This window comes from Polynucleobacter parvulilacunae (genome assembly GCF_018881715.1).
Lineage (GTDB): Bacteria > Pseudomonadota > Gammaproteobacteria > Burkholderiales > Burkholderiaceae > Polynucleobacter > Polynucleobacter parvulilacunae.
This window is the reverse complement of the sequence record NZ_JACVPW010000001.1, coordinates 946,147-962,443: the sequence shown is the minus strand read 5'-3', so window position 1 is coordinate 962,443 and position 16,297 is coordinate 946,147. Positions and strand designations below refer to the sequence as shown.

The window sequence follows — 16,297 nt, the reverse complement described above, 5'->3', positions numbered from 1 at the left end:
GGATTGAATGAATAGCAATATGTGTTTAATATCAAGCCAGCGGGCATTAAAAATTCCTTATTACTATTACACCGACCCGCGTTGGAGACACTTATGTTTAGATTTAATTTTGTTAGACGTGCCTGTTTATTTAGCGCTACCCTATTCGTAGCAACCATATTGGCGAGTCAATCAGCTTTCGCCCAACCCTTTCCCAATAAGCCGATCAAAATTATTGTGACTGCGGCTCCAGGCGGAACCACCGATATTGCCTCGCGCGCGCTGTCTGATATTCTAGGTAAAGAGCTTGGTCAGACCGTGATTGTGGAAAATAAAGCGGGTGGAGCAGGCATTATTGGCATTCAAGCACTACTTGCCGCGCCAGCGGATGGTTATACGATAGCGATGGGCAATATTGGCCCAAATGCGATCAACTACAGCCTCTATAAAAATCTTCCATACAAAATGGAAGACATGGAACCAATAACGATTGTGATTGCCAATCCAAATGTATTGGTAGTAAATCCAGAGGTCCCCGCTAAAACAGTAGCCGAGCTTGTGGCATTAGCTAAAGCCAATCCCGGCAAGTATTCGTTTGCATCATCAGGCCGCGGTCAGTCAATCCATATGTCCGGAGAATTGTTCAGAACACAGGCTGGCATTGACATTATTCATGTGCCCTATAAGGGAGCTGGCCCCGCCTTGGCAGATCTACTTGCTGGCCAGACCAGCATGATGGTAGACAATCTACCCAGCTCCATGCAATACATTAAAGCTGGAAAATTACGCGCTTTAGCGGTTACCAGCAAAAATCGTGTTGCGGAGTTGCCTGACGTACCCACAATGATTCAATCAGGCTATCCCAACTTTGAGGTGACCGCCTGGTTCGGCCTATTCGCACCTGCCGGCACTCCTAAACCTATTATTGATAAGCTCTACCTAGCTGTTAAGAAAGCGCTAGAAACTCCAGAAATCAAGCAGCGTTGGAAAGATTTAGGTGGCTGGGCTGTGGGTGATACACCAGCCAATACCAAAATTTTTATCGCTGCAGAAAAGAAGAAGTGGGAGTTAGTTGCTCAACAGGCAAAAATTGAAGCTGAATAATTTGAGCTGTTTTTAGATTTGAACTGCTCTTAGTGGTGATAAAAACCAATAGAGGGACTCATAGAGGTCCCTCTATTTTTTGAGGAATGTAGTCAACTCCCCCCAGCTAACTAAGTTAGGCCAAAGGCTCAAATAGATGAGTCTTCTGACCGTCCTGAGTTTCTTGGAATACCACTCGCACCTTTTGCCCAATTCGAATAGCATCAAAATCACAATTACATAAGTGCGTAAGCAAAGAGATGCCTTCTTTAAGAAGAACATAGGCCATTGCAAAAGGAATCTCTACTCCACGCCTCATGACTGTGTATGAATAGATTTCACCAACACCCTCAGAATCAACCCATGCAGTGTCATTACCACCACAGTGAGGGCAAATCGTTCGGGGGTAGTAGTGCACTTCCTTGCAGGAGTTGCATACTTTTAACACTAGTCTACCCTTTTGGGCGGCTTGCCAAAAAGCCTGATTTTCTGGATTAATGATTGGGCTAGGCAAATGATGTACTGCTGAATTTACTTCTGACATTACAACCTCCCCATAATTAGAGTTGCCGCACCATGGCGTGTCCCTAGGGCGCCACCAATACCAGACGCCAAAGCAAACTCAAGATTGGGCACCTGCACTGCAGGATGCGCCTCACCCCGGAGCTGTCTCACTGCCTCGATGACTTTTGTCATGCCGCCACGATTTGCAGGGTGGTTATTGCAAAGGCCGCCGCCATCAGTATTAAAGGCAAGCTTCCCCCTCCCGGAAATCAACTGCCCATCCTCAACAAACCGACCGCCCTCGCCTTTTTTACAAAATCCCAGATCCTCAAGTTGAATCAGAACGGTAATAGTGAAGCTATCGTAAATTGATGCATATCGAATCTGCTCAGGCGTTAACTTCGCCTCCTCAAACGCTCGTGGGGCAGCCCAGGCTAAACCGGAATAGGTTAAATCAACCTTACCGCCCATTTGTCCTTTAGTAGTCTCGCCAGCACCCATCATCGTAATCACAGGCCTCTTCAATGTCTTGGCAATGTCTGGATGTACCACTACCAGCGCACCGCCACTATCAGTAACCACACAACAATCTGCACGGTGCAATGGATCTGCAATCATTGGAGAATTCAAAACATCTTCGACAGTTAAAACATCCTTTAATAACGCATTAGGATTGTGCTGTGCATGATGCGAGGCAGCCACTTTAATCCAGGCCAGTTGCTCACTAGTAGTTCCGAATTCATGCATATGGCGCATGGCACACATGGCATACGTATTTAATGGTGCGGGGGAGTACGGTTTTTCAAAAGCAAAATCTGGAGCGCTAGCATATTGACTGCGCACTTGGGTGCCACTAGAGCCCTCTGACTTTGGGCGGCCGGCCAAAGTAATTAAGGCTACACGACATTGCCCAGTACTGATAGCTCGAGCCGCATGATTTACATGGGTTAAATAGGACGATCCGCCAGTATCGGTTGAGTCTAAGTAACTTAAGTTCTTTAATCCTAAGTAATCAGCCATTGAGACAGGCCCCATTCCCGGGGCATCGCCCGCACAAAAATAACCATCGACATCATTTAATGTCAAACCAGCATCTTGCAGCGCGCCATGCGCAACTTCAGCATGCAATTGAGCAACCGTATGATTGGGAGCAACCCGAAGGGGATGCTCATAGATTCCAGCGATACAAGCATTTTTAGAAAATGACATAGACTTTCCTAGAGAATAAATAGACTACTCAATGGTAGAGACTGCAAAATCAGAGAAACAAAAATTCTGCTCATTGCTTTCCATTAATCAGCGGGACCCCGCTGATTTCTTGCAACTCTTCAAAACTTAATTCATTCACCCAATCGACAGCAAGCAACCCTTCTGGAGTAACTTCAATTGTTGCCAGATCTGTATAGATAGAATCGACCGCAGCTAAGGCTGTTAATGGATAATTGCATTCAGGCACCAACTTAGATTCACCTGACTTTGTTAAATGCTCCATCATCACGAATAATTTTTTTGCGCCAAGGGCGAGATCCATTGCACCACCAACAGCCGGAATCGCTTTGGGATCACCAGTGCGCCAATTGGCGATATCGCCTTTTACAGAAACCTGAAAAGCACCTAAAACGCAGATATCAATATGTCCGCCTCGGATCATCACAAACGAGTCGGCATGATGACATAGTGATGCCCCGGGGAGCATAGTGACAGGCTGCTTGCCTGCATTTACCAGCTCCTCATCAATTTCATCACCTTGAGCTAAAGGACCCATTCCAAGAAGGCCGTTTTCTGAATGCAGCAAAATTTCTTTATCCGATGGGAGATAGTTAGAAATAGTCATGGGCTGCCCAATCCCTAAATTCACATGAGCACCATCTGGAATATCTTGAACAATGCGCTTAGCAATATCTGCTGTAGATCGCTTTTGCACCTTAGAAAGATCAATCATGATTTTTCTCCAGCAAGTACAACCCGTTTTACAAAAATTCCCGGAGTAACAATGGTCTCTGGATCCAAATCACCCAACTCAACTACTTGATTAACTTGTGCAATGGTGCAACGCGCAGCGGTAGCCATAATAGGGCCAAAGTTACGACCTGTGCGGTGATAAGTCAGATTGCCCCAACGATCGCCTTTATCTGCCTTAATGAGGGCGTAGTCAGCTTTGATAGCGAATTCAAAAATATGATTAACGCCATCAATCACTCGAGTGTCTTTTCCCAAGGCAAGCTCCGTACCAAATCCAGTAGGGGTATAAAAACCACCGATACCGGCACCACCTGCCCGAATACGCTCAGCAAGTGTTCCTTGCGGCACTAGCTCTAATTCAATTTTTCCTGCGCGATACAGGTCATCAAATGCGCCAGATTCTGGTTGACGTGGAAAGGAGCAGACCATCTTCTTGACTTGTCCTCTGGCGATCAATTTTGAGATACCTATGCCTGAGTTACCCGCATTGTTGCTGATAATGGTCAGATCCTTAGCGCCTTGCTCCGCCAGTGCATCCAATAAGTACATCGGCGAGCCAGCACCACCAAAACCCGAAACCAAAATGGTTGAACCACTGGCAATATCTCGCACAGCATCAGCCACGCTGGGAATCATTTTTTGTATCACTACAAGTCTCCGTCTATTTTTTATTATGGGTACTGCTATTCAGCTTTTTGCTGATTTACCACTAATTTAATGCATTTGAGAGATTGCTGAGCGAATTGCATTAGGGAGTTTTGCAGCCAGAGCCCTCCTGCCTTCTAATGCAGTCTTAGAAGGCTCCTGAGTTCTCGAGGACCACACAGAACCAGGAAAGTAGGCATCGTCCTTGTAGCGTGGGATCACGTGCCAATGAATGTGGGGCACCATATTACCTAAGGCAGCAATGTTGACTTTGTCAGGATGCATTACATGGTGGATGGCATCTTCTACAGCAAATACCAAAGTCATTAGATGATCACGTTCACCATGAGTGAGATCAGTCATCTCTGCCACGTGGCGATTCCAGATCACCCGGCAGAATCCAGGCAGGTCAGGATCGTTCACAAGGATGACTCGACAGTCATCCCCGCGCCATATGAATTGGCCTTCTTCAGGCTTGAGGTCATCTTTACAGAGTACGCAATTGGTCATGTGAAGAATGTAAACGAAAACGGCACCTAAGTCACCCTTGTGGGGTCATTTAGGTGCCGCGGCAGTATTGGTGCTACTGCTTACTTCAGACTACTTAGGGATCTAGTAAAGATTAGTGGAACTGCTCTTCTTCAGTAGAACCAGTCAACGCTGTTACAGAAGACTTACCACCCTGGATAACAGTAGTTACATCGTCGAAGTAACCAGTGCCAACTTCTTGCTGATGTGAAACGAAGGTGTAACCACGGTCACGAGCAGCAAATTCTGGCTCTTGTACTTTCTCGATGTATGCAGTCATACCACGCTGCATGTAGTCTTGCGCCAAGTCGAACATGTTGTACCACATAGAGTGAATACCAGCCAATGTGATGAACTGATATTTATAGCCCATTGCACCTAATTCACGTTGGAACTTAGCGATTGTTGCGTCGTCCAAGTTTTTCTTCCAGTTGAAAGATGGTGAGCAGTTGTAAGCCAACATCTTGCCAGGGAACTTCGCACGAATTGCTTCAGCGAACTGACGTGCAAACTCGAGGTCAGGAGTACCAGTCTCACACCAAACCATATCAGCGTAAGCAGCGTAAGCCAAACCACGTGAGATCGCTTGATCCAAGCCCTTACGTGTCTTGTAGAAGCCTTCTGGTGTGCGCTCGCCTGTCAAGAATGGCTTATCGTTGGCATCGTAGTCAGATGTCAATAAGTCAGCAGCTTCAGCATCAGTACGGGCCAAGATGATGGTGGAAACACCCATAACGTCAGCAGCCAAACGTGCAGAAATTAATTTCTGTACTGACTCAGCAGTAGGCAGCAATACCTTGCCACCCAAGTGACCGCACTTCTTAACAGAAGACAATTGGTCTTCGAAGTGAACGCCAGCAGCGCCTTGCTTGATCAATGCCTTGCTTAATTCAAATGCATTCAATACACCACCGAAACCAGCTTCAGCATCAGCAACGATTGGAGCGAAATACTCGATGTAACCTGCATCGCCCTTGTTGATACCTTTAGCTGTTTGAATTTCATCAGCACGTTGGAATGAATTATTGATACGCTCAACCATCTTAGGAACTGAATCTACTGGATATAAAGATTGGTCTGGATACATCGCTGCGTATGAGTTGCCATCAGCAGCAACTTGCCAACCTGACAAGTAAATTGCTTGTACGCCAGCTTTAACTTGTTGCATTGCTTGACCACCAGTCAAAGCACCTAAACAGTTAACGTAAGCTTCGTTATTTACTAAGTCCCAAAGACGCTCAGCGCCATGCTTGGCTAATGTGTGCTCAATCTTCAATGAGCCACGAAGACGTACTACGTCCTCAGCCGTATAGCCACGAGTAATACCTTTCCAGCGTGGATTGGTATCCCAGTCTTTTTGTAGTGCTGCGATTTCTGCTTTGCGATCTGCCATGTTTTTCTCCCTAAGTTAAACAAGTACTTCAAAATTTGAGGACCTTTAAGACTCATTTAAGTCTTATGTCTTATATAAGAGTTTAGCTAGATCAAAAATGCAAGCAAGCAAAATTTGAGATATTTTTAAAAATATTTAGTTATTTAAATTCAATAACTTATAGATATATTTTTACTATGTGAAATGTAAATCCACAGATTGAGATAAAACGAAGACACCATTGTTGCACTTCATTTTACGCAGCGTAATGCCATTTCACATTATGAAAATAATTGACGCCTACTAAGCAGTTTTAGGCGTAGCCCCAGCAGATACCTTAAATACGGTTGGAATGATCATTAATTGGAATAGAACAATACCTAAGAACAACGCCTTAGGAAGACCTGCGTCCATAAAGAATCCGAATATAAATGGGCCTACTGCAGCGCCTAAATCAATGCCTGAATAAACGATTCCATATACGCGCCCTGCCACACCCTTTGGGGTAACTGTCTTCACTAGAAGATCGCGAGAAGGAGCAACCACTCCGTAACCAAAACCCAATCCAATAAAAAGGAAGGGAATAAGTGAAACAGGCATAAATCCGGTGCCCAGCAACAGACACATCACAATCGTTACGGACAAACATGAAGACACAATCCGCTCTGGAGCTTGCAACTTTGCAGCGAGGTAACCACCAAACAAAACACCAGCCGCACTACCTAGCGCTAACAAGGTGATGTAATAGCTTCCCACATCTAAGGGAACTTGATAAATATTAAATAGCGCACTTGGAGCGAACGATTGCAGGCTGGAAGTAGATGCCATGCTGAAGAAAAAGAAAATCCAACATAACCAAACAGCAGTTAACTTTAGAAACGCAAATGGACTCTCCTGAGCAATACCAGGATTGGCAGCCTGAGTACTTACATACGTATTCTCATGCCGCTCTTTGACATTATCTAAGAGGTAATTTTTATTGATCCAAAGAATCGCCAGGACACAAGCCTCTAGCAGGGCTGCAGATAAGAATGCAATGCGCCAATCTGAAAATTGCGCAATGGCAACCATAGAGGCAGGCGCAGCAGCCCAACCTAAATAGCCGGTTACACCATGCATTGAATAGGCATACGGAAGATTAGGGGGTGATACCTTGTGATTAATGAGCGTGTAATCAACAGGATGGAAAATACCGTTACCGCACCCAGCGATAACCGCACCCAATAAAAGCATGGCATAACCATTGCTTTGCGAATACACCAGGGCTGCAAGTACAAGTAAGCCAACGCCGCTAAATAAAACTGGTCTAGCTCCAATACGGTCCACTAAAAAACCAGATGTCGCCTGAGCAACACAAGACACGACAAAGAAGACTGACATGAGTAAGCCGAGTTCGGCATAACTTAATGCAAAAGCATCCTTCAACCATGGAAACATGGGAGGAAGTACCAAATGAAAGAAATGAGAGCTGCCGTGAGCTAGGCTAATAAGACCAATAACCCGGACATCACTGGCACGCCTACTAAGCGCAACAGTCATGTATCGAGTTTACTGGCGCAGGAGGAATCCTGCTGAACCGCTTTTATTGCTAGTGAATCTGACGAGAAAAGCTAAAGTCTCCGGCTTTATCGACATCCACAGGCACCACATCCTTAGGTCCGAACTTGCCTTCCAAGATCATCTTAGAAACAGGGTTCTCGATGTGCTGCTGAATCGCCCGTTTTAGTGGCCTTGCTCCAAAGACTGGATCAAAGCCCACTTCAGCAATCTTATTCAGGGCTGCATCACTGACCTCCAGCTGCATGTCGACCTTTGCCAAGCGATCGGACAGGTTCTTGAGCAAGATCTTCGCAATATTGGCGATATTACCTTTATCCAAACCATGGAACACGACGATCTCATCAATACGATTCAAGAACTCAGGGCGGAAATGATTCTTAAGCTCTTCAAATACAGCCTCTTTAATTTCAGATTGCTTCTTATCGGTCATTGACTGAATTAAATGCGAACCAATATTGCTGGTCATTACGATCACAGTATTCTTAAAGTCGACGGTACGACCTTGACCATCGGTCAAACGACCATCATCTAGCACTTGTAAGAGCACATTGAATACATCTGGGTGCGCTTTTTCTATCTCATCAAACAAGATCACACTGTATGGGTGACGACGAACTTGTTCAGTTAAATAACCACCCTCTTCGTAACCAACATAGCCTGGAGGCGCGCCGATTAAACGTGCAACGCTATGTTTTTCCATGAACTCACTCATATCGATACGAATGAGGTGATCTTCGCTGTCAAACAAGAAACCAGCCAATGCTTTACACAACTCAGTCTTACCAACGCCAGTAGGCCCCAGGAATAAGAATGAGCCGTAAGGACGATTCTCTTCGGCCAAACCAGCACGGGAACGACGGATAGCATCGGATACGGCACGAATAGCCTCTTCTTGGCCAACCACACGCTTATGCAGCAACTCTTCCATCTTGAGCAATTTATCGCGCTCACCCTGCATCATCTTCGACACTGGAATACCGGTTGCACGAGAAACCACTTCTGCAATTTCTTCTGCGCCAACTTGAGTGCGAAGCAATTTGTTCTTCACCACGCCATCTTTGTCGCCCTTTGCTTCAGCCGCAGCAGCAGACTTCAGTTTGGCCTCGAGCTCAGGCAACTTGCCATATTGCAACTCTGCAACCTGCTCAAGCTTGCCATCACGCTGTAGCTTGGCGATATCTGCTTTTACTTTTTCAATTTCTTCTTTCAGATTAGCGGCGCCAAGTACAGCACCCTTCTCTGCTTTCCAGATTTCTTCTAAGTCTGCATACTCAGCACCAAGACGCTTAATCTCTTCTTCAATGAGGCCTAAACGTTTTTGAGAGGCTTCGTCTTTTTCTTTCTTCACCGCTTCGCGCTCAATCTTTAATTGAATCAGGCGACGCTCAAGCTTATCCATCACCTCAGGCTTGGAATCAATCTCCATGCGGATACGTGATCCGGCCTCGTCAATCAAGTCGATAGCCTTATCCGGCAAGAAACGATCGGTAATGTAACGATGTGACAACTCAGCAGCAGCCACAATGGCAGGATCGGTAATTTCAATACCATGGTGCAGCTCATAGCGCTCTTGTAAACCACGCAAGATAGCGATAGTTGCTTCAACACTAGGCTCTTCCACCATCACTTTTTGGAAGCGGCGCTCTAGCGCAGGATCTTTTTCGATGTATTTACGATATTCATCTAGGGTAGTTGCGCCGATGCAATGCAATTCACCGCGAGCCAATGCTGGCTTAAGCATGTTGCCAGCATCCATTGCGCCATCACCTTTACCGGCGCCAACCATCGTGTGGATTTCGTCGATAAAGATAATAGTTTGACCTTCGTCTTTAGCGACATCGCTCAAAACTGCTTTTAAACGTTCCTCGAATTCACCACGGTATTTAGCACCAGCCAATAGTAAGGCCATATCGAGAACCAATACGCGCTTGTTTTTCAGAGTCTCCGGCACTTCACCATTGACAATACGTTGTGCTAAGCCTTCAACAATCGCCGTCTTACCAACACCCGGCTCTCCAATGAGCACGGGATTGTTCTTGCCGCGTCGTTGCAAGATTTGAATGGTGCGACGAATCTCATCGTCACGACCAATCACTGGATCGAGTTTACCCATACGAGCACGCTCTGTTAAATCGACCGTGTATTTCTTTAAGGCTTCACGTTGGCCTTCGGCATCTGCACTATTCACTGAATCTCCTCCGCGTACTAAATCAATAGCCGCCTCTAACGATTTACGATTTAATCCATTTTCACGAGCAACCTTGCCAAGCTCACCTTTGTCGTCGGCTACCACTAGTAAAAATAGCTCACCAGCAATAAATTGATCATTACGCTTATTAGCCTCTTTTTCACATAGGTTTAACCAGTTACTTAAATCACGGCCGACCTGCACTTCCCCGCTAGTGCCTTGCACCTCAGGGAGATTGCTAATAATCTTCTCTACGCCTTTTTCAAGGCCGGAAACATTAACGCCGGCGCGAGTTAATAAACTCTTGGCGCCGCCATCAGAATCACGCAACATTGCCAACAGAACATGGGCTGGCTCGATGTATTGATTATCTTTAGCTAAAGCAATACTTTGGGCCTCACTTAAGGCCTCTTGAAATTTAGTTGTTAACTTATCTATTCTCATTTTTGCACTCCACATATCTATCTATAGAATATAAGGTCAATATTGATAATTTCAAGGGTTTTAAAGCCCTTTTTAACCTTAATTTCCCTTATTTTGACCTGGCTTGTTTACCTCCTAGAATGCGCTGACGGCACATACTATGCCGGCATTACTAACCGTCTAGAACATCGCTTGGAAGCCCACAATTCAGGGCAAGGCGCTCGCTATACAAGATCTCGTCGACCAGTGATCCTTTTAGCCACACAGGAGCACCCGGATCGATCTGAGGCATCGAAGGCTGAGATCAAATTGAAGGGCCTACCCCGCTCCCAGAAGCTGGCTTTTTTTAAGATTTAATTCATCCAACGGTCAAGCGCATCAAGTTAACCAAATTTGTGCACAGTCAATGATTGCAGCACTTGCGCCAGATCTACAATAGAACCATAACAATATTCATTATTTCATCGGAGATTAGTCATGCAACCAAAATGGGGAACTAGAGGAATGGCGGTTGCGCCACATTCTCTAGCATCAGAATCTGCTTTAGCGGTTTTACGAGAAGGTGGTAATGCACTTGAGGCGATGGTTGCAGCAGCAGCCACGATTGCTGTGGTCTACCCACACATGAACTCCATTGGTGGAGACTCCTTCTGGGTGATTCACTCTCCTGGCAAAGCCATGGGTGGTATTGATGCCTGTGGAGCGGCTGCCGGCCTAGCCACAAAGAAATGGTACGCAGAGCGTGGCATCACGAAAGCCATCCCCTTTCGTGGTGCGGTAGCAGCAAATACCGTAGCTGGCACCATCTCCGGTTGGGGTGCCGCACACAAACTTTCTAAACAAGGTTTAGGCGGTAAATTGCCCCTTTCTCGTTTGCTTGCGGATGCGATTCACTATGCAGAAGCCGGTACACCCGTCACCTTTAGTCAATCAAGCCTCACCGAAAAGAAGCGCCAAGAACTGAGTCCTATTCCCGGCTTTGCGGAAACTTTTTTAGTTAAGGGTAAAGCACCCGCCGTCGGCAGTATTTTTAAGCAAGAGCGCCTAGCAAAAACTTTGCGCCAAATCGCCCAAAAAGGCACTGATGATTACTATCGTGGTGAATTGGCTGAATCGTTAGCTAAAGAACTCGCTGAGCTAGGCAGCCCACTAAGATTGGATGACCTTCATCGCCACAATGCAAAGCTTATAGATCCTCTGGAGCTGAAACATAGCATGGGCAATGTTTACAACATGACTCCGCCAACCCAAGGCGTGGTCTCATTAATGATTATCGGCATCCTAGATCAGCTGAACTTAAAACGCTTCAAAGTGGATAGCCCAGAATACGTGCACCATTGCGTTGAGGCTACCAAGCAGGCCTTTAAGATTCGCGATCAGTTTGTAACTGATCCTGCGTACATGACAAAGAATGCGCAATCCTTCTTATCACCTGCATTCCTGAAAAAATTAGCCAAAAATATTGACCCTAATAAAGCACTTCCATGGGGTCAAGGCAAAGGTCCAGCCGATACCATTTGGATGGGCGTCATTGATGGTGACGGTAATTGCGTTTCCTTCATCCAAAGCATCTATCATGAGTTTGGCGCAGGCATTGTGCTCCCTACCTCAGGTGTCAACTGGCAAAACCGCGGTTGCAGTTTTTCTCTCGATCCAAACACACTGAATCACCTTGAGCCGTATCGCAAACCTTTTCATACCCTTAACCCAGCGATGGCTTTATTTAAGGATGGTCGCTCAATGGTTTACGGCACGATGGGCGGAGATGGTCAACCACAAACCCAGTGTGCAGTATTTACTCGTACAGCAACTTATGGCCTTGATCCGCAAGATGCTATTAGTCGTCCACGCTGGTTACTTGGTCGCACCTGGGGACAAACGAGTGATAGCTTAAAACTCGAATCACGTTTTGGTCCTGAAGTCGCAAAAGACCTTCATGCTTTAGGCCATGAAATTGAAATGCTAGACGCCTTTGATGAAACTGTTGGCCATGCAGGTTGCATTATTCGTGATCCGTCTGGAATATTGCAAGGTGGATGGGACCCTAGAAGCGATGGAGCAGTGAGCTCGTTCTAGTGTTAAACACATCTTGTGACATTAAAAAAGGCTACCGAGTTGGTAGCCTTTTTTCCATCCTCAAGTGAGAGGCTAGTGACAACTTATGCAGCAAGTGTCTTCATGTACTTAGCGCGCATTGGGCGTAGAACAAAGAAAGCCAGAATAGCTGCAGTCGCATCTAATACGATCATGATGGCAAATACTGGTAGCCAGCTATCAGTCACACCATGGATATAAGCTGCAACTGGGGCGCCAACAATCGAGCCAACACCTTGAGCCATATATAAGAAACCATAGTTTGTAGTTGCATGCTTTTGACCAAATGTATCAGTCAAAGTCGATGGGAATAAGGAGAAAATCTCACCCCAACCAAAGAACACGATACCTGAGAGCAATACGAACATCACAGGATCAGAGCGTGTCATCACCCAAGCAAACATAGCAACCGCTTCTAAACCAAAAGCAATCGTCATGGTGTATTCACGTCCAATGCGGTCGGATACCCAACCAAATATTGGACGAGTTAAACCATTGGTAACACGATCAATTGTTAAAGCTAATGGTAAGGCGGCCATACCAAAAACCATAGCCGATGTAATACCAAAGTCTTTTGCAAATGCGCCCATCTGAGAGATGACCATCAACCCTGATGTAGACATCATAGACATCATCAAAAACATGAGCCAAAAAACTGGTGTCTTTAGCATTGTCTTTGGTGCAACTCCCGTTGCAGCGGCCTCTATTTGATCGGCTGTTTGTACGCGATCGGCATGGGGCACACGAATACCTTGTGCAGCCAATAAACCAACAGCGCCGATGATGTAACCAAAAACTGTCAATGTACCCTGAATGCCAGATTCAGTAAGGCTTGTAGAAATTGGGAAAGTAGTAAGCAATGCACCAATGCCATATCCGGCCGCAACCATACCTACAGCAAATCCACGGTTATTTGGAAACCAACGAACCATCAAGCCAACAACACCGATATACACAATACCGGTGCCCAAGCCACCTAACACGCCGTAGGTGAGGTAAAGATTGGACACGGTAGTGAGATTAGCCGAAAGCACCCAGCTTGCGCCCGTCAGAATAGTGCCAATAGATAACAAAAGACGAGGGCCAAACTTATCGACTAAATAACCTTGGAATGGTGAGAAAAAAGTCTGCAACACAATCAAGATCGAAAATGTTATTTGCAGCTCTGTCAAAGTAACACCGAGCTGACCCATAATCGGCTTAGTGAATAAGGCCCATACATATTGTGGGCTGGAGATGGACATCATACAAATCACACCCAAAGCCAACTGAACCCACTTCGACTTTAGAGGGTTCTTACTGGTGCTTTCCGCACCCATAACAACTGAAGTCATACGAATCTCCTGTTTATTGTTTAATCAAAATTTCTGAATTGCTTTTGTTGATGTATTTTGATCTAAATTTTCGGGTAATTACTAAGTAATTCCCTTGGATGGTGCAGTAGTACATATTTGATGCGGCTTGATGCACCAATAAAAACAAAAACCACCCCTTGGGGTGGTTTAGTGAATAGCGGAAAAAGTTTTTAGAATGCGTCTTTTAAACGCTCAAGTGCAAATATCTCTCGCAGATGGAGTATTTGATACGCAACACGATCCTTTAAAAGACCCGTCGTAGTCTCTTGATCATATGAAAAACTCCTCATGACATCGGCATTAAGGTTATATACGGGCCAATTAGCCTGACCGCTAACATTTGGATTGCCCGTTTTTGCAAATGCGGCCCAACTTGCAGACATCTTTTCAGACATCGCCTGATCTTGCGGATCATCTTTATTGGTAATGGGGTACCAATACTTAGACCAAATACCTTTTTTCTTTAAGTCAGCAGTAGCTTGTTCGATGCGAGCGCAATGATTGGCGCCGGACTCCACTTTTTTAGGGGCCTGCGGCATCAGTCCATAACTACCGAATACATAACTAATCTCAAATGTATGTGGGACACCTGGATACGCTGGGCGAATTTTCTCGGTTAAATAATCGAAATAGTATGCATATCCTGGCGCAACACCATTCATGCTGTCGGCAAGTAATTTAGTACTACCCCGATACAACATATCACCCAAAGCATCTGAAGCAATAATGCATTTGTCTTTAATATTTGAATACAGCATTTGGACAATCTTTGGATCCTCGCGAAGCATTTTTGAGAGGGCTACCATCGATGGCTGTCCGGGCACCAAAAAACTAGAGTCCCAAGAGTTGGTACCAATCATAAAAGGAACTTTAGCCTGCTTACCTGCAGCAAACAAAGGCACCGGATCACCCTTCAAGATCTGACCATCGATAAAGGGCCCGCCAAATTCTCCCTGCTCAAAGTTAGCGGCCGTTAGAACCAACTTCTGCGTTGGGAGATTTCTTAACTCCTTAAGATTCTTTGCTCCTACCGTGTTCATGTACTTAGCATCAATCTCGGTTTCTGGAACCATGCCTAGGCGCTTTTCAGTCATGCCTCGCAATGGGCTTTGTTGTGCACTTTCAGCGATTGCTCGATGGAATAAGCCTCTTGCAGCATCAGAAACCATTAACCATGTAACACTTCGCCCACCCGCTGACTCACCAAAAATAGTGACATTATTTGGATCCCCACCAAATGCAGCAATATTATCTTTAACCCACTTCAGCACTGCGATTTGATCCATGGTGCCGTAATTTCCAACTGGCTCGCCTTTAGCCTTGGCTTCTTCAATTAACTCTTGGCTCGCAAAGAATCCAAATGTGCCTAAACGGTAATCAAAAGTTACAACAATCACGCCATTCTTCACTAAATTAATTGGGGTGAACTGCGCATCTCTCGCACCATCTACCAGTAAACCACCTCCATGAATCCAAACCATCACAGGCAAATCCTTGCCTGCTTTTTGTGGCGTGAACACGTTTAACTTAAGACAATCCTCACTTCCGGGTAAGCCCAAGCCAGTACTCAAATTTTTTACAAAGGGTTGTGGGCAAGAATCACCAAATTGTCCAGCATCACGAGTGCCGGACCATGATGCCGGTGGCTGTGGAGGTCTCCATCTTAAGTCACCAACTGGCGGTGCAGCATAAGGAATATTTTTAAATGCATGCATGTTGTATTCAACAGTGCCTTGCAATTTACCAGCTTCAATCTGAATAACTGGTCGCTCAGTAACACTGTAAGCAGATAAAGCAATGGCAGCAAGAAGTATCCCAAGCAGTTTTTTCATCTGAATTCCCTCTATCAAAAAATAATATTTTTAGCAACCGAAGTTTGCTGTTTACTTCTTTTGCCACCGGGCCATTGCAGCCTCATCGGTTACACGGGCATCCACCCAGCGAGCACCCTCTGGGGTATCTTCTTTTTTCCAGAATGGTGCTGCCGTCTTGAGGTAGTCCATGATGAACTCACAGGCAGAAAAAGCTTCACCCCTGTGTGCACTAGTGACTACTACCAGTACGATTTGATCTTCAGGCAACAAAGGCCCAACACGATGAATTACTAGAGTTTGATAAAGATCCCAGCGAGCTTTAGCTTGATCGAGGATTTCTTGAAGCGCCTTCTCAGTCATGCCGGGGTAGTGCTCAAGCGTCATGCCTTTTACTTGGCTACCATCGTTCATATCCCGCACAGTACCCAAGAAAGTAACTACTGCACCTACTCTTGGATCGCCTTTGCGCAGCGCTGCTATCTCGGCGCTGACATCAAAATCATTTTCTTGAATTTTGATTGGCACATCAGCCCCCAGTAACCGGCGGGAAGAAAGCCACTTCAGCACCATCTTGTAATGGCGTATTCGCATCAACCATATGTTGATTTAAGGCGCAGCGCAATACTTTGCCATCCGCCAAGACTTCAGCCCATGGGTTGCCACGCTCGATAAGATGAGCCCTAAGATCAGCAATGCTTTTGACTGTTACAGGAATGGTGATGCTCTCTTGCGAGATACCAAGCGCTTCACGTAGCGAGGCAAAGAATCGTAATTCGAGTTTCATGGGTTA

15 protein-coding genes are annotated in these 16,297 nt (G+C 45.7%); 3 read left to right on the top strand and 12 right to left on the bottom strand.

Features of this window, described 5'->3' with window-relative positions:
• The first annotated feature begins 93 nt into the window (after positions 1-93).
• Positions 94-1,083 carry a Bug family tripartite tricarboxylate transporter substrate binding protein gene (locus tag ICN18_RS05100; protein WP_216189370.1) on the top strand — a complete coding sequence of 330 codons (990 nt, stop codon included), beginning with the start codon at positions 94-96 and terminating at the stop codon, positions 1,081-1,083.
• Positions 1,084-1,198: 115 nt separating this feature from the next.
• Here the strand turns inward: ICN18_RS05100 and ICN18_RS05095 are convergent, their stop codons facing one another.
• The 8 genes from ICN18_RS05095 to clpB all read right to left on the bottom strand — a co-directional run bounded on the left by ICN18_RS05095 (position 1,199) and on the right by clpB (position 10,265).
• Positions 1,199-1,606, bottom strand: a complete 408-nt coding sequence (locus ICN18_RS05095) for a Zn-ribbon domain-containing OB-fold protein (protein ID WP_216189369.1) — start codon at positions 1,604-1,606, stop codon at positions 1,199-1,201.
• The gene (locus ICN18_RS05090; RefSeq protein WP_216189368.1) at positions 1,606-2,775 is read right to left on the bottom strand and encodes a thiolase family protein; all 1,170 of its coding nucleotides are present in this window, start codon (positions 2,773-2,775) and stop codon (positions 1,606-1,608) included. Before ICN18_RS05090 ends, ICN18_RS05095 begins: the two co-directional genes overlap by 1 nt.
• A gap of 70 nt (positions 2,776-2,845) precedes the next feature.
• A complete protein-coding gene (locus tag ICN18_RS05085) occupies positions 2,846-3,508 on the bottom strand; it encodes a 3-oxoacid CoA-transferase subunit B (protein WP_216189367.1) in 663 nt (220 codons plus the stop codon).
• Entirely contained in the window at positions 3,505-4,176 is a 672-nt protein-coding gene (locus ICN18_RS05080) for a 3-oxoacid CoA-transferase subunit A (RefSeq protein ID WP_216189366.1), read from the bottom strand. Before ICN18_RS05080 ends, ICN18_RS05085 begins: the two co-directional genes overlap by 4 nt.
• A 66-nt stretch (positions 4,177-4,242) precedes the next feature.
• Complete coding sequence (locus tag ICN18_RS05075) at positions 4,243-4,683, bottom strand: HIT family protein (RefSeq protein WP_216189365.1); 441 nt, start codon at positions 4,681-4,683, stop codon at positions 4,243-4,245.
• 112 nt (positions 4,684-4,795) lie between these two features.
• Complete coding sequence (aceA, locus tag ICN18_RS05070) at positions 4,796-6,094, bottom strand: isocitrate lyase (RefSeq protein ID WP_216189364.1); 1,299 nt, start codon at positions 6,092-6,094, stop codon at positions 4,796-4,798.
• Positions 6,095-6,376: 282 nt separating this feature from the next.
• Positions 6,377-7,612, bottom strand: a complete 1,236-nt coding sequence (locus ICN18_RS05065) for an MFS transporter (protein WP_216189363.1) — start codon at positions 7,610-7,612, stop codon at positions 6,377-6,379.
• A gap of 49 nt (positions 7,613-7,661) precedes the next feature.
• Entirely contained in the window at positions 7,662-10,265 is a 2,604-nt protein-coding gene (clpB, locus tag ICN18_RS05060; protein WP_216189362.1) for an ATP-dependent chaperone ClpB, read from the bottom strand.
• Positions 10,266-10,307: 42 nt separating this feature from the next.
• On the opposite strand from clpB, the gene ICN18_RS05055 reads away from it, so the two are divergent.
• On the top strand, positions 10,308-10,601 hold the full coding sequence (locus tag ICN18_RS05055) for a GIY-YIG nuclease family protein (RefSeq protein ID WP_369411862.1): 294 nt from the start codon (positions 10,308-10,310) through the stop codon (positions 10,599-10,601).
• Between the two features lie 120 nt (positions 10,602-10,721).
• Positions 10,722-12,320 carry a gamma-glutamyltransferase gene (gene ggt / locus ICN18_RS05050; protein WP_216189360.1) on the top strand — a complete coding sequence of 533 codons (1,599 nt, stop codon included), beginning with the start codon at positions 10,722-10,724 and terminating at the stop codon, positions 12,318-12,320.
• An 83-nt stretch (positions 12,321-12,403) separates the two neighbouring features.
• On the opposite strand, the gene oxlT is transcribed toward ggt, so the two are convergent.
• The 4 genes from oxlT to moaD form a co-directional block, all read right to left on the bottom strand.
• Positions 12,404-13,672 (bottom strand): oxalate/formate MFS antiporter, encoded by a 1,269-nt coding sequence (gene oxlT, locus ICN18_RS05045; protein WP_216189359.1) that lies wholly within the window; start codon positions 13,670-13,672, stop codon positions 12,404-12,406.
• A 191-nt stretch (positions 13,673-13,863) separates the two neighbouring features.
• Positions 13,864-15,525 (bottom strand): carboxylesterase/lipase family protein, encoded by a 1,662-nt coding sequence (locus ICN18_RS05040; protein WP_216189358.1) that lies wholly within the window; start codon positions 15,523-15,525, stop codon positions 13,864-13,866.
• A gap of 51 nt (positions 15,526-15,576) precedes the next feature.
• A complete protein-coding gene (gene moaE, locus ICN18_RS05035; RefSeq protein ID WP_216189357.1) occupies positions 15,577-16,032 on the bottom strand; it encodes a molybdopterin synthase catalytic subunit MoaE in 456 nt (151 codons plus the stop codon).
• 1 nt (position 16,033) lies between these two features.
• Positions 16,034-16,291, bottom strand: coding sequence for a molybdopterin converting factor subunit 1 (gene moaD, locus ICN18_RS05030; protein WP_216189356.1), 258 nt, complete (start codon positions 16,289-16,291; stop codon positions 16,034-16,036).
• Positions 16,292-16,297 lie beyond the last annotated feature (6 nt).